The sequence below is a fragment of the Clostridium sp. FP2 genome, from assembly GCF_011065955.2.
In the GTDB taxonomy this organism is placed as follows: domain Bacteria; phylum Bacillota; class Clostridia; order Clostridiales; family Clostridiaceae; genus Clostridium_AD; species Clostridium_AD tagluense.
On sequence record NZ_JAAMNI020000001.1, the window covers coordinates 4,170,849 to 4,186,475 of the forward strand.

Genomic DNA, 15,627 nt, shown 5'->3' on the forward strand with positions numbered 1-15,627 from the left:
ATGCCTCCTTAAATTTTAATAAAACTTATACCTTAGCTATTAATAACTTATTTCCTTCGATACCAATAATTTGAACAGAGTCACCACTTTTTAATGGCTTTCCTACATTTTTTACAGTCCAATAAATTCCTTGAAACTTAATATTTGCTTTTATGTCAATATCTTTTGTTATTACAAATTCACTTCCAATATATCCTTCTTCCATAGTCAATGTTTTGGTTACAGTTTTCTTTATAGTTCTCTTAACTATAGGATATCCAACAGATGTACATACTGCACTAACCCCTATAAAAACAATAGCTTGAACAATTACCGGTGCATTAAATGCTATAGAAATTATAGCTGCAATTGCTCCTATAGCAAACCATATAAACATAAAACTACTTGTTATAATATCAATAGCTAGTGCCCCTAATGCTACAACTACCCAAAATATCATTGGCTTCCATTCCATGTTGTACCCCCCCTTTCGAATATCAATTAGCTTTATAACTTTTTTAAACATTATGATATTACTAATCCTTATTTAAGTATATCTCTTTTTTGTGTTTTATAACACCATTTTGTTGTAATAATATTACACCAAAAATTTGATGTGTTGTTAATATATCATTATATAGTATTTTTTATACATAATAAAGTTTTGTTTTAGTACATTATATGTTATTTAATACTCTATTATGCCTTTGCATAGTTCTATCTTATGTTTGCTTTCATTATCTCATTAATTCACCTTTTTAATGAAATACCAGAATAAAATAGTTTGGGGACGGTTAACAACTATTTGAACTATATGCCTAAATAGTGAGGGACAGTTAACAATTATTTAAACTAAGGTAAAATAATTGTTAACCGTCCCTACTAATGAATCTAAGATAATGATATAATTTTATTTAACACTGGTTATATAAAGTCAATTTTACAAATACTATATTTAAAGAATTAAAGAAAGGTCGTGAATTAGTTTGGATACTTCTTTTATTAGAGTTTCTGCCGCTTGCCCAGTGGTAAATGTGGCAGATATAAAATTCAATTTAAATAACATAGAAAGCTGCATTGAAGAGGCTTTAAAAGAAAAATCAAAATTTATAGTTTTCCCAGAACTTTGCATAACAGCTTATACTTGTGCGGATTTATTTTTACAACAAGAATTACTTGAAAAATCTGAAAGTGCAATTGGATCCCTATGTGAATTTTCTAAAAACAAAGATATACTAATTGCTGTAGGAGCTCCACTACATTTTAATAATTGCCTATATAATTGTGCTTATATAATATTTAAGGGTGACATTTTAGGAATAGTACCAAAAAGCTATATCCCAAATTACTCTGAGTTTTATGAAAAAAGATGGTTTACTGAAGGTCTTGGCATACTAGGCAAAACGGTAAATCTTCCTTTTGCAAAATCCATCCCTTTTGGAACTAATTTATTGTTCACCTGCAATAATATTAAAATTGGTTTTGAAATTTGTGAGGATCTTTGGGTAACCATTCCCCCTAGCAGCTATTTAGCCCTTCAAGGTGCAAATATAATTGCTAATTTATCTGCATCTAATGAACTCGTTAGCAAAGCTGATTACAGAAAATCCTTAGTTTCATCTCAGAGCGCAAGATGTATGTGTTCTTATTTATATGCATCCTCTGGTGTTTTTGAATCTTCCACAGATTTACTTTTCAGTGGTCATCTTTTAATTAGCGAAAATGGTTTATTATTAAAAGAAAATAATAGATTTCAAAGAGAAAATGAAATTATCACCTCCATTATTGATATAGATAAGTTAAATAGTGAAAGGTTAAAAAATATCAGTTTTAGAAATAGTCCTTCCATATGTCCTTTTGAGGTATGCGAAATTCCTTTTGAATTTTCAAATTTAGAACTTGGAGTTTTTGATAGATATATTGATAAGCATCCTTTTGTTCCTTCTAATCAATATAAGCGTGCGCTACGTTGCAAGGAAATATTTAATATTCAGTCCTCGGCTCTTGCTAAAAGATTCTCTTATACAGGGCTTAATAAATCTATAGTTGGGATTTCTGGCGGACTTGATTCAACCCTTGCACTGCTCGTTATAGTTAAAACCTTTGATATGTTAAATTTGCCAAGAAAAAATATTATTACTATTACTATGCCTGGTTTTGGAACTACAGACAGAACCTATATGAATGCCGTAAACCTATGTAAACATTTAGGTACAGAGTTTAGAGAAATTAATATAGTGGATGCCTGTTTACAACATTTCAAAGACATAAATCATCCAATAGAAAAACATGATGTAACTTATGAAAATGTTCAGGCAAGAGAAAGAACTCAAATTCTTATGGATGTTGCCAATAAAGAAGGTGGACTATTAATAGGAACAGGAGATTTATCTGAACTAGCTTTAGGTTGGTGCACATATAATGGAGACCATATGTCCATGTATTCTGTAAACTGCTCAATTCCTAAGACTTTGGTGAAATATTTAGTTAAGTATGTAGCGGATAAAGAAGCTTCAAAGGAAGCCTCCGAAATACTTTTAGATATCTTGGACACTCCTATAAGTCCAGAACTTCTGCCTAAAGATGTGAATGGTAAAATCGCTCAAAAAACTGAAGACATAGTAGGCCCTTACGAATTACATGACTTTTTCCTTTACTATTTCATGAAGCAAGGCGCCACCACCAGTAAAATATTATTTTTAGCTAAAGAGGCCTTTAAAACCGATTATGCCGAAGATGAAATTATTAAATGGTTAGATAAATTTATAAAAAGATTCTTTACTCAACAATTTAAACGTTCAGCCCTGCCAGATGGTCCAAAAGTAGGAACTATAAGTTTATCTCCAAGAGGAGATCTTAGAATGCCATCTGATGCTAGTTTTAATTCTTTCCTTTAAATCGTAATTTGGTATGCTACAATATTAAACCTGAATAAAGTACATGTATTATTTTGTGTAGAGTTAACTTCAAACTTTACGCAATATATGTACTTTTTTCATTTATAAACATCCACAATAAGTCCCGCAATTTCATCAATAGTGTTTGCTATGTCAAGATTTTCTTTTTCGCCACTCAATAACATTTGTGTAAGCTCCTCTAGTTTCAAATCCACAGTCTCCACCGTTATAAAATATTGTGTTTGCCAAAAACTAATATCCTTCTTAACCTCATACATATGTTTTAAAACAGAATCTAAATATTCTCTAATTAAATTTTTATATGCTTTCACATCTGCAAAGCATTTTGTAATGCTCAATCTATTTCCTTTCTTTTTTATATCATCCATCATTTCTTTAAGTTGTTGTTCTGATTTTTGCTGCCTAGCAAAACTAAAATTTTGTGAAAAATCTTTTTTACTAGGTACAGTTTTTTTATCTGATGTAACCGCTGCATTCCTTCTAGCTCTCGATATTTCCATGTTTTCCCACCCCCTGCTTTCAAAATTAATTATTAGAATGTTTTCATATCCTTATATACATTATATCGAATTTTCCGCAAAAAAATATACACAATGTGAAATTAATTCTTGTCACAATGTAAAATTAATTCTTGTCACAATAAAAAAATTAATTTACCCATATATTTGAGAATAATTCCAGCCAAAATCAAATATAAAATCTTTTACTTATAAATTTGCCAATTTTTTTTTATATTAGTATAATAATATGGTAAATAATATACATTATAGATATAGGTTTTTGATTTACGCTAGAACCAATATTTCTATCCATATAACTAAAAATTAAAATTCTTAGGGGTGGACAAATGAAAAAATTACTAAATATGTTTTGGACTTTCTTTAAAATAGGAGCTTTTACCTTTGGTGGAGGGTATGCCATGATACCTCTCATAGAAATTGAAGTTGTTAATAAAAAAAAGTGGCTTTCTAAAGAAGATTTCTTAGATGTAATTGTTATTTCTCAAACTTTTCCTGGAGCCTTAGCTGTTAATAGTAGCGTATTTATAGGCTATAGAACTTGCGGACTACTTGGAGCTATCATTGGGCTTCTAGGAGTTGTTTTACCCTCATTTTTTATAATATTGTTGGTTGCAGTTTTTTTTATGAAATTCAGGGATTACTATTATGTGGATTTGGTTTTCAAAGGTATTTCTGCTGCGGTACCAATGCTCATACTCATAGCCGTAGTAAGTTTATCCAAATCTTTAAAGAAAAACTATGCAAATCTTATTATAATTTTAATTTCTATGGGGAGTATATTATTCTTTAATGTACACCCTGTTATAGTTATACTTTTATCTGGTTTATACGGGGTAATATTTCTTGGAAAGAAGGTGAAGTAAATGTCAATTTTAATAAAAATTTATCTATCCTTCTTAAAAATAGGTGCCTTTAGCTTTGGTGGAGGATATGCTATGATTCCCCTTATCAAAAGGGAAATTGTAAGTAACAATAATTGGATTACCTCCAAAGAGCTTATTGATATTATAGGTATATCTCAGATGACTCCAGGACCTATAGCCATTAATTCAGCAACTTTTGTAGGTTTTAAAGTTGCTGGCATATTAGGCAGTATTTCGGCAACTTTAGGCGTAATTTCCTTTTCATTTATCTTAGTTTCTATAGCTAATCACTATATTGTTAAATTCAAAGAATCCTACATAATGAAGGCAGCTCTCGCAGGTATGAGGCCTGCGCTAATTGGTCTTATAATCTCTGTATTCTTATCCATGGGAAGTGACTCTTATAAAGACATTAAAAGTGTAGTAATTGGAATCATAATTTTGGGACTGCTGATTACAAATAAAATTCATCCAATTTTAATAATAATGATTTCAGGGCTATTGGGTATTCTTTTTTATGGTCTAATACCTATTTAATTGCTTCTCTTTATTTGCAACATATTTGTATTTTATATTTTGGCATAATATTTTTCTTGTTTTAAATAAATTAAGCTATAATAACAAATACTATAAGTTGAGGTGATGTTAATGTTTTTCAACAAAACTATTGATCAAGTTTTAGAAGAATTTGGTTCTAATCCAATAACAGGACTTTCTCAAAGTCAAAGCGAATTAAAAAGAGAAAAATTTGGACTAAACCAATTAACAACTAAAAAACCCAAAACTCTAATAGCCATGTTTTTTGCCCAACTAAATGATATTTTAATTTATATTTTAATTGCGGCTGCAGTGATTTCTGCCCTCCTTGGTGAAACCAGTGACGCAATAATAATTGCTATTGTAATTATTATTAATGCTACAGTAGGAATTATTCAAGAGTCTAAAGCAGAAAAAGCACTTGATGCACTAAAAAAATTGTCGACTCCTAAAGCTATAGTTAAAAGAGATGGGCAGTTAAACGAAATTCCATCAGAGGAAGTTGTACCTGGAGATATTATTATTATTGATGCAGGAAGATATGTGCCCTGCGATTTGAGACTTATCGAAGCTGCAAATTTAAAAATAGAAGAATCCACACTTACAGGAGAATCCGTGCCTGTGGATAAAGACGCTTCTCTAGTTCTGCCAGGCGAGGATATACCCCTAGGGGATCAAAAAAACATGCTCTTCATGTCAACCCTTGCAACCTATGGTAGAGGTGTTGGTATAGCTGTATCTACTGGAATGGATACTCAAATAGGTAAAATTGCTAAAATGCTAGATGAAAAAGTAGACGATGAGACCCCACTTCAAAAGAAACTAGCCCAACTTGGCAAGTACCTGGGAATAGGTGCCCTATTCATATGTGCTCTTATGTTTGTAGTGGGTGTTCTTCAAAAGAGAGATCTTTTTGAAATGCTACTTGTTTCCATAAGTTTAGCTGTTGCCGCTATTCCTGAAGGTCTTCCTGCTATAGTAACTATAGTTCTTGCTATGGGAGTTCAAAAGATGATAAAGGAAAATGCTATTGTAAGAAAATTACCTGCTGTTGAAACTTTAGGTTCAGTAAATATTATTTGTTCAGATAAGACAGGCACTTTAACTCAAAATAAAATGACAGTAACAAAATTCTATGCTGATGGTCAATTAGGAGCTATAGACAGTCTGAACATTAATAATACTGAGCATAAGCTCTTACTAGAAAATCTTATTTTATGCAATGATGCCACTTACTCAGAGAATTCAAAAACTGGCGACCCCACAGAGATTGCTCTATTACAAGCTGGGGTAGACTATAGCATATTTAAAGACAATTTAGAAAAAACTCATAAAAGAATCGATGAGATTCCTTTTGATTCAGATAGGAAATTAATGACTACTGTAAATAAATATGATAATGACTATTATGTAATGACAAAAGGTGCTATTGATAATCTATTAAATCTATGCACAAAGGCATATATTAAAGGCAATATAATAGAAATTACGCCAAATATAAAAAAAGACATATTAGCTGCCTCAAATAATATGTCTGACAATGCACTAAGAGTTCTAGGTGCCGCTTATAAAATTCTTCCTAGCTCTCATGTAGAGATTGATTCACTAGAGCGTGATTTAATACTCATTGGCCTAGTAGGTATGATAGATCCGCCTAGGCTAGAGGTTAAGGATTCTATCTCCCTATGCATGAAGTCTGGAATAAAAACTGTAATGATAACCGGCGACCACCAAAACACAGCTTTTGCTATAGCTAAAGATTTAAATATTACTAATGATTCTTCTGAGGTTATATCTGGCACCGAGCTTGATAAAATGTCCGATGTCGAACTAAATAATAGAATTGAGAGTATAAGGGTATTCGCAAGAGTGTCCCCTGAACATAAAGTGAAGATTGTACGCGCTCTTAAAGCAAAAGGAAATATTGTATCAATGACTGGCGACGGAGTAAATGATGCACCCTCTCTTAAAATGGCAGACATAGGAGTCGCCATGGGTATAACAGGTACTGATGTTGCTAAAGGTGCTGCTGATATGATACTCATAGATGATAATTTTTCAACTATTGTTGCTGCTATAAAAGAAGGAAGAAACATCTTCACAAATATTAAGAAAACTATAATATTTCTTCTATCCTGTAATATAGGAGAAATTATAGCACTATTTCTTGCCATACTTTTAGGCTGGGCTACGCCCCTTCGCCCTATCCATATATTATGGGTTAACCTAATAACCGATACATTACCAGCACTGGCTTTAGGTGTAGATCCTGGTGACCCTGATGTAATGAAATATAAACCTAGAAATCCAAAAGATAGTTTATTTAAGGGTGAATCTTTAAATTTACTTCTTAACGGACTTCTAATCGGTATCTTAACCCTAGCTGCATTTGTAATAGGTGCAAAATATTATAGTGGAGAAACTAGATTATTCCCACTATTCCCGGGAAATCTTTCAGAAGATGCACTAAAACATGCACAAACCATGGCCTTTGTAGTACTTAGTGTCTCTCAATTAGTTCATTCTTTAAATATGAGAAATGAGAAGAAATCCATATTCCAAATAGGTTTATTATCAAACAAATATTTAATTGGAGCTATAGTTTTTGGTATACTACTACAAGATTTTATAATAACTGTGCCATTTCTAGCAAATGTTTTTAGTGTTCACTCCTTAAGTTTAATGGATTGGGGTTTTGTTACTATTCTATCCCTTATGCCACTACTCCTTAATGAAATAGTAAAAATATTCAAGCGCAGTTCTTCCATAATATAAAAAAAGTAGATAACAAATAAAAAGTAAGAGCCTGATGATTAACTCATAAGGCTCTTACTTTTATTTGTTAAATACGAAGGTTAAGAATTTATTTTAATCTAGTACCTTCTTCATTTTGAAGGATTAGGTCACTTTTCATAAGGCCACCTAATGCTCTTTTAAAGGCGTTTTTACTAGTTTTAAAAACTTTTTTTATATCATCTGGAGAACTTTTATCATTGTATGGCATAGATCCATCGGAATTTTTAAGATATTCTAATATTTGCTCTTCAACTACATCTCTTTCCTCTAGTCTTGGTTTTCTTACTGTTAAGTCCATTTTACCATCTTCATAATATTTTTTAACTCTTGCTTTTAACCTATCTCCAGGAGTTATATTCATATAATTCTCATTTCTTAGAATAACCCCTCTGTAAATATCATCAATAGCTACCATTACAGTACCATTAGTCTGGATTCCGTATACTGTGCCTTCCACTTCATCATCAATATTATATGAATCTGTATCATATAAATATTTATCAACAAAAGTAGTGGCTGCAATTCTTCCAGTCTTATCTAGATATATATAAAAAAGATATTTTCTGCCTGTTTCTAAACTGTAATTTTCCTCCTTAAAGGGAACCAATACATCTCTTTCTAGACCAATTTCTACAAAACTACCTATGGTAGTCATGTCAACAACCTTAAGATAAGCTAAGTCCCCCACCTTTGCAAGTGGTTTTTTTAAAGTTGAAATTAACCTATCACTTGAATCTCTGTACACAAAGGCTTCAACTTCATCATCAATATTAAGCGCCCTACCTAAAGTACTTTTCATTGGAAGTAGTACGTCATCACTAGTGTTTCCTGTGCCAGCGTCTAAATAGTACCCAAATTCTGCTCGACGTACTACTTTTAAATTATTTAAATCTCCTATGTTTATCATTTATTATCTCCTACCTTTTATTTTAAACTTTTGACCAATCTATGTATTTGTTAAGTTTACAAACAAATTCAACTAAATATTTTTCTTCAAGCTCTGTAAACCTTCCTACCTCCGGACTATCTATATCCAAAACTCCATAAACTACATCGTCTTTTATTATAGGTATAACAATTTCTGAATTCGTTGCAGAGTCGCAAGCAATATGTCCTGGAAATTCATTCACATTCTCTATACGCTGAAGTTTTTTTGTGGCAACTGCCGTTCCACATACGCCCTTACCTATTTGTATTCTGTTACAAGCGGGCATTCCTTGAAACATTCCGAGTACCAATGTATTTTCGCGTACAATGTAAAACCCTGCCCAATTTAATCTATCCATTACTGCTTTAATAATTGCAGCAGCATTTGATAAATTTGCTAGGTCATTTTTTTCTGAACTAAGCTGTCCTTCTAAAAGAATAAGCATATACTTATATTTCTGCTCATTTGTCATCTTTTCTATTCCATTTAATTTTATCATTTTTCCCACTCCTTAAAAAAACAATAATTCCCTACCTTCTATTGTAGTTAAAAAACGTCGAAAATAAAAGCTATTTTTAAAAATAAAAGACAGTTAACAACTGAATTGTTCAAATAGTTGTTAACTGTCCCCATTTACCTAGACTTTTATTTTATAATATATTTCATGGAAAGCTCTGCATAATTCTCCGCAGATTTTTTTAAGGCTTCTTTTTCTTCTATAGTAAGTTCTCGAATAACCCTTGCCGGTACTCCCATACAAAGAACGCCGGTCGGTATTTTCTTTCCCTGCGTAACCAAGCTCCCAGCACCAATTATAGTATACTCTCCTATTTCAGCTCCATTTAGTATAGTGCTTCCCATACCAATTAAAGTATTACTTGAAATTTTACAACCATGTATTATAGAATTATGCCCTATAGTTACATAATCTCCAATATATACCGGAAAATCCTCATCATTGTGCACCGTACAATTGTCTTGAACATTTGTATAATCACCTATAGATATATAATTCATATCCCCTCTTAATACAGCTCCAAACCAAATATTACTGTACTCCCCTATAGATACATTTCCTATAACGTCTGCACTAATAGCAATAAAAGATTGTTTGTGTACCTTAGGTATTTGTCCATCAAATTGATGTATCATAAGCTACTAATCACCTCTTCCAAAAAAATAAATACTCATCTATTATACAATATAATAATATTTATTACACTGCAATATTATATAAATTGTCCTATTATTCGCAATATTATTACATAATAATTCGTATTGATTTTTATATAATTTCATTATATAATACCATATATAGTTATGAATTCCTTTGTGATTACTACATATAGTGTGTTATACTATTTTAGCATATGAGATTAAACTAAATAATTATGAAAATTTTTAGTGTAGTAACATCAATACGCATAAATATAATTTTAGAATTAATTTATATATTAAGAAAATAATAGGAGGTGAATATACTAGCTTTTTTAGGCTAGTATACTTATGGCGGAGATAAAAAGTTTAATTAAAAGATTTTATACAAGTGCATTAGAAAAAGATAAAAATATTACTGTTTTTGATTTATTTCATTGGAAAAAGGTAGATGTTTTTCTAAATGACCATAAAACAAACAAAGTACTTTTAGATATGAAGGATTTAGAATTTCCTGAGCATTATACGCAAAATTCTTGCGATATTATAGCTTCAAAATATTTCAGAAAATCTGGTGTTCCTACTAAGCAAGGCTACGAGAATAGTATGAAAATGGTAGCTCATAGGCTTGTTAATTTTTGGTGTGAATCCTTAACTGACCAAACAATTATTAAAACTGATGAGGAAAAAAGCATTGTTTATGATGAATTAGTATATGCATTTTTAAATCAAATGTTTGCTCCAAATTCTCCTCAATGGTTTAATACTGGGCTTAACCTCTCTTATGGTATAAAAGGTGGAACCCTAGATAATTTTTATTATGATGAAAGTAAAAAAATGATTGTTAAAAGCGAGGATGCTTATACAAGAACTCAGGCTTCTGCTTGTTTCATTCTCTCAATTGAAGATAAATTACTTGGCAAACACTCAATATCTGAGCAGTATGTAACAGAAACTAAATTATTCAAAGGCGGTTCAGGTACCGGAACAAACTTCTCTAGCATAAGAGGTCGTGGCGAAAGGTTATCTAGTGGTGGAGTTTCTTCAGGTCTAATGAGTTTTTTAAAAGGCCTTGATAGAAATGCAGGAGCAATAAAATCTGGCGGAACTACAAGACGTGCTGCTAAAATGCTATGTCTTGATATTGACCATCCAGAAATAATGGAATTTATGACTTGGAAAGCTAAAGAAGAAGATAAGGTACGCGCTCTTACCAAAATGGGTTATGATGGCAACTTTGAAGGAGAAGCTTATGAGACCGTATCTGGCCAAAACGGAAACAATTCCATAAGATTTTCAGATGAATTCATGATGAAGGTGAATGACCTTTCAAAAAATCCTAAACAGAATATTACTCTTAAAGGAAGAGCTGACAACTCAGTTAATAAAGATATACCTGTTAAGAAGCTATGGGATACATTTAATAAAGCTGCTTGGTTATGCGCAGATCCAGCTCCCCAGTTTGATGATACCTTTAATGCATGGCACACTTGCCCAGCTGGAGAAGATGGCGCAGTTAATGCAAAGCACAATAGAATTAATTCCACTAATCCTTGTGGAGAATATGCATTTTTAGATGATACTTCCTGTAATTTAGCCTCTATTAATATTTATAAATTCTATGACAGTAAAACTAAAAAATTAGATATAGATGGATATGTTCATTTAATAGGACTTACTCAATTAATCCTTGAAGCTTCCATACATTGGGGCCAATTTCCTACAGAAGATATAGCAAGAAAAACACACTTATTTAGAAGCACGGGACTTGGAATTGCAAACCTCTCTTCACTACTTATGGTAATGGGATACGCCTATGACTCAGAAGATGCTAGAAATTTAGCTTCCTCGCTAACTGGAATAATGACAGCTCAGTCTTATTATGTTTCATCCCTTATGGCAAAAGACCTAGCTCCTTTTGAAAAATATGAAATTAACAAAACATATATGCAACTAGTTATAAGAAATCATGCTAGAGCCGCTGGAGCTCTAAATACTGAATTTGAAAATTTAAACTATGAGCCTGTAAAAGTTAATCACAATCTTTTAAAGAGCAACTCTCTAGGTTATATAAGTGAAACCTTAAAAAATTGCTTCACAAAAGCATTAAATAGTGGTGAAAAATACGGTTTTAGAAATGCCCAGGTTACAGTTATAGCTCCTACTGGTACTATTTCCTTTGCTATGGATTGTGGCGCAACCTCTATAGAACCATATTTCAGCCATTTTATTTATAAAAAATTATCTGGTGGCGGTTATATGACCATGGTTAACCCAGTAATTAAAGCTTCCTTAACTAACCTGGGATATTCTCAAATCCAAACAAATGATATTTTAGACTATATTCTAAGAAAAGAAAAAGTTGATGAAAATGGCTTTAAGTATGAAAAAATTATTGATGGAAAAATAGAGGGCGCTCCACATTTAAAATCTGAACATTTGGCTATATTCGACACAGCAAACAAATGTGGTAGTGGAAAAAGATATATCCCATTTATGGGACATGTTCTCATGATGGCAGCAATAACTCCGATGATATCAGGTTCTATATCAAAAACTGTAAATTTACCTAAAAATGCCACTATAGAAGATTTTAAAGAAGTAATACTTAATTCTTGGAAATTAGGTGTAAAAGGCATAGCCTTATATAGAGATGGCTCAAAGGCAAGTCAGCCTTTAAATACTACCTTATCTCAAGATAAGGAACTATCCCTTGAAGATTTATCCTATGCGGATCTTTTAAAGAAAGCAAAGACGCAAGAGGAAATTTCCAATCATTCTACAAGAGAAAAACCAATTGGAATTCGTTATGGCACTACTCATCCTGCTCAAATTGATGATGTAAAAGTCTATACTACTGTAAATAGACGTTCAAATGGAGAGATTTCTGAAATATATATAACAACAGATAGAGAAGGTACTATTATTACCGGACTACTCAATTCTCTTTCAAAATCAATTTCAGTAATGCTTCAATATCACGTACCTGCAGAAGATATATCTAAAATGCTTCGGGGACAAAAATTCGAACCTTATGGTTTTGTACAAAAACATCCTTATATTAAATCTGTTTCTTCTATATCTGATTTGATTAGCAAGATAATTGATATAGAACTAGGAGACTATACAAGATGTCAAATTAAACCTGAAAATTACGGAAATACTGATATACCTAAAAACCCACTTATGCCAGATGAAAATGAAATTTCAGCTAGCATAGTAGAAAATGAAAATGTATCTACATTCAAAAACACTGAAAAGCCTAAAGGAGAAAGGTTATACTCTGAAACCTGCTCTCATTGTTCAAGTACTAAACTTGTTAAAAGCGGTACTTGCAAGGTTTGTCTAGATTGTGGAACAACTACGGGGTGCAGCTAAATCCAAACAAATTCATAACAAATACAAAGCCTTCAATTATGAGGGCTTTGCATTTGAAAAATAGTGGGGGCAGTTAACAACTAATGTACCTAAAACAAAAAAGGAGTATAAATTTCATATAGAAATTTATACTCCTTTTTTTATTTCTTATTGTTTTTAACTCTATTTGGCTTAGCCTTAGGCCTCATTACTATGTCGTCTTTCTTATCTTTTTTTGAATTAGTATTTGTATAATTTGTTTTAGAAACACTTCTCTTTTTAATAAATCCCGATAAATCCATAAACCACAAAAATAAAATAACAAATATTCCTGGTATTATATTGTTAGCTACATATTTTGGCATATAGGGCCATATTATCGTAGGAAGCACAAATGATGCCATAGCTATTCCAAGTACTACCCACTTATTAATCTTTATCTTATATAGTACATAAGTTTTTAAAACATTATATACTACAAGCGAAAGAAGTGAAACTGCCACAATGCTAAGTATTGTTATAAACATATTCATTTTATCCCTCTTTTCTATAGTTCACATTAAAATAAACCTATACTATACATTATCAAACATTTTTTAATATATATCAATAGCTTATGCATTAATTAATTAATTTATATATTTATATTTGTATTAAGAAAAATATTATGCTAAAATATTTGTGGGTAGTATCGAACACGAACTGCACCTAATTGTTTAACATATTATTAATAGTGGTTTAATCCATTAGAATGGTTTAATTTGTTTTTTTCTGCTCATATCTTTATGAATGAGACAGCTATACAGGAGTCTTCCACCCTCAGATACCTGAGGTGATTTTACTTTGTATTACATTGGAGGCGATATTATGGTTATCGGCTTTATTGGATGTGGAAAGGTAGGTTTTTCCCTTGGAAAGTATTTTTCATTAAAAGGAATAACGTTATCTGGCTACTATAGTAAATTTTATAAAGATGCTAAAGAAGCATCTAAGTTTACTAACTCAAAAGCTTATGAAAACATTAATGATTTGGCACGGGATAGTTCAATAATTTTTATTACTACTCCTGATGATTCCATTCATGAAGTTTTGCAGAGATTATCAAATTTTGACTTAACTAATAAAATAATATGTCATACTAGTGGTTCCTTAACCTCTAGCATTTTTTTAGATATAAACAATTCAGATGCATTCGCATATTCAATTCACCCTATTTTCCCATTTTCTGATAAATATAACTCCTATAAAACCTTACAAAATGCTAGTTTTTCTATTGAAGGACCCAAAGAGCATATACCTGTGCTTAAAGATTTTATTCAGTCTTTAGGTAACAAATCCTTTACTATTAACAAAGAGGATAAGGCACTTTATCACCTAGCTAGCGTCACAGTATCAAATTTAGTACTATCTTTAATTAATACTGGGTGCAGTTACCTAAGTCAATGTGGGATTAGTGAAAATGATGCGCTGCAAGCATTATTACCCTTGATCCAAAATAATATTGATAATATAAAAACCAAAGGCTTTATAAGTTCTTTAACTGGTCCTATTGAAAGAAATGATTTGAATACAGTGAAACAACATATAGGGGCCGTACCTACAGTAGATGTGAAAACATATAAAAATTTATCATTAAATCTACTATCTTTATCACAGGAGAAGCATAGTAATAAAGACTATAGCAAACTTAAAGAATTTTTAAAAATGCAGGAGGATAACTAAGTGAAAAATTCTATTTCAACCTTTATATCCGCAAAACACAACCATGAAAAATTAACAATGCTCACAGCTTATGATTACTCCATGGCAAAACTAATTGATGAATGTGGTGTTAATGGAATTTTAGTTGGAGATTCTTTGGGCATGGTCTGTCTGGGCTACAAGAACACCTTAAGCGTCACTATGGAAGACATGTTACATCATACTAAGGCTGTCTCGCGCGGTACCACAAATGCTCTTGTAGTTTCTGATATGCCTTTTATGTCCTATCAAACTTCACTATACGATGCAGTTAAAAATGCAGGAAGATTTGTACAAGAAGCTGGAGCAGAGGCAATAAAACTGGAGGGTGGTGCTATAGTTTGCCCACAAATTCAAGCTATAGTGAATGCTCAGATCCCTGTAATGGGTCATATAGGGCTAACGCCTCAATCTGTTAATATGTTTGGAGGCTTTAAAGTCCAAGGTAAAAATATTGTTGATGCAAAAAAACTTATTGAAGATGCAAAAAAAATAGAGGCATCAGGCGCATTTGCTATTGTACTTGAATGTATCCCCTCTAAACTTGCAGATATTATATCAAAGGAAATATCTATACCAACTATTGGCATAGGTGCTGGTGGTGGCTGTGACGGACAAATTTTAGTATATCAAGATATGCTTAATATGTTCTCAGATTTTAAACCCAAATTTGTGAAAACCTTTGCAAATATTGGGGACCTCATGAAAGATGGTTTTAAATCATATATTAAAGAGGTTGCCGAAGGAACTTTCCCAAGCGATGAACACTGTTTTAAAATAGATGATGAAATTTTAAGCAAATTATACTAATATTAATTTATTTTTATTTAGGA

13 protein-coding genes are annotated in these 15,627 nt (G+C 31.7%); 7 read left to right on the forward strand and 6 right to left on the reverse strand.

The features are described 5' to 3' along the window. Positions 1-25: 25 nt before the first annotated feature. Positions 26-454: an NfeD family protein gene (locus G9F71_RS19850; protein ID WP_164950575.1), complete on the reverse strand. Its 429-nt coding sequence runs from the start codon at positions 452-454 to the stop codon at positions 26-28. Positions 455-965: 511 nt separating this feature from the next. Here G9F71_RS19850 and G9F71_RS19855 point away from each other — a divergent pair. Beyond that, complete coding sequence (locus G9F71_RS19855; RefSeq protein WP_164950576.1) at positions 966-2,876, forward strand: NAD(+) synthase; 1,911 nt, start codon at positions 966-968, stop codon at positions 2,874-2,876. A gap of 98 nt (positions 2,877-2,974) precedes the next feature. On the opposite strand, the gene G9F71_RS19860 is transcribed toward G9F71_RS19855, so the two are convergent. Further along, positions 2,975-3,397: a YaaR family protein gene (locus G9F71_RS19860; protein ID WP_164950577.1), complete on the reverse strand. Its 423-nt coding sequence runs from the start codon at positions 3,395-3,397 to the stop codon at positions 2,975-2,977. 347 nt (positions 3,398-3,744) lie between these two features. Here G9F71_RS19860 and G9F71_RS19865 point away from each other — a divergent pair, with 347 nt between their 5' ends. The 3 genes from G9F71_RS19865 to G9F71_RS19875 all read left to right on the forward strand — a co-directional run bounded on the left by G9F71_RS19865 (position 3,745) and on the right by G9F71_RS19875 (position 7,593). Further along, positions 3,745-4,281: a chromate transporter gene (locus tag G9F71_RS19865; RefSeq protein WP_125004528.1), complete on the forward strand. Its 537-nt coding sequence runs from the start codon at positions 3,745-3,747 to the stop codon at positions 4,279-4,281. Next, positions 4,282-4,818 carry a chromate transporter gene (locus G9F71_RS19870; RefSeq protein ID WP_164950578.1) on the forward strand — a complete coding sequence of 179 codons (537 nt, stop codon included), beginning with the start codon at positions 4,282-4,284 and terminating at the stop codon, positions 4,816-4,818. Between the two features lie 111 nt (positions 4,819-4,929). Further along, entirely contained in the window at positions 4,930-7,593 is a 2,664-nt protein-coding gene (locus tag G9F71_RS19875) for a cation-translocating P-type ATPase (protein WP_164950579.1), read from the forward strand. Positions 7,594-7,681: 88 nt separating this feature from the next. On the opposite strand, the gene G9F71_RS19880 is transcribed toward G9F71_RS19875, so the two are convergent. From G9F71_RS19880 to G9F71_RS19890, 3 genes are all read right to left on the reverse strand, one after another. Continuing rightward, entirely contained in the window at positions 7,682-8,521 is an 840-nt protein-coding gene (locus tag G9F71_RS19880) for a S1 RNA-binding domain-containing protein (RefSeq protein WP_125004521.1), read from the reverse strand. A 22-nt stretch (positions 8,522-8,543) separates the two neighbouring features. After that, positions 8,544-9,041 (reverse strand): GAF domain-containing protein, encoded by a 498-nt coding sequence (locus tag G9F71_RS19885; RefSeq protein ID WP_164950580.1) that lies wholly within the window; start codon positions 9,039-9,041, stop codon positions 8,544-8,546. Between the two features lie 146 nt (positions 9,042-9,187). After that, positions 9,188-9,694 (reverse strand): gamma carbonic anhydrase family protein, encoded by a 507-nt coding sequence (locus G9F71_RS19890; RefSeq protein WP_164950581.1) that lies wholly within the window; start codon positions 9,692-9,694, stop codon positions 9,188-9,190. A 354-nt stretch (positions 9,695-10,048) separates the two neighbouring features. Between G9F71_RS19890 and G9F71_RS19895 the strand changes: the two genes are divergently transcribed. After that, positions 10,049-13,075, forward strand: coding sequence for a vitamin B12-dependent ribonucleotide reductase (locus G9F71_RS19895; RefSeq protein ID WP_164950582.1), 3,027 nt, complete (start codon positions 10,049-10,051; stop codon positions 13,073-13,075). Between the two features lie 140 nt (positions 13,076-13,215). Here the strand turns inward: G9F71_RS19895 and G9F71_RS19900 are convergent, their stop codons facing one another. Continuing rightward, positions 13,216-13,587: a hypothetical protein gene (locus G9F71_RS19900; RefSeq protein ID WP_164950583.1), complete on the reverse strand. Its 372-nt coding sequence runs from the start codon at positions 13,585-13,587 to the stop codon at positions 13,216-13,218. Positions 13,588-13,921: 334 nt separating this feature from the next. On the opposite strand from G9F71_RS19900, the gene G9F71_RS19905 reads away from it, so the two are divergent. Further along, a complete protein-coding gene (locus G9F71_RS19905; protein ID WP_164950584.1) occupies positions 13,922-14,776 on the forward strand; it encodes a Rossmann-like and DUF2520 domain-containing protein in 855 nt (284 codons plus the stop codon). After that, on the forward strand, positions 14,777-15,604 hold the full coding sequence (gene panB / locus G9F71_RS19910) for a 3-methyl-2-oxobutanoate hydroxymethyltransferase (protein WP_164950585.1): 828 nt from the start codon (positions 14,777-14,779) through the stop codon (positions 15,602-15,604). It abuts the gene before it with no gap. Positions 15,605-15,627 lie beyond the last annotated feature (23 nt).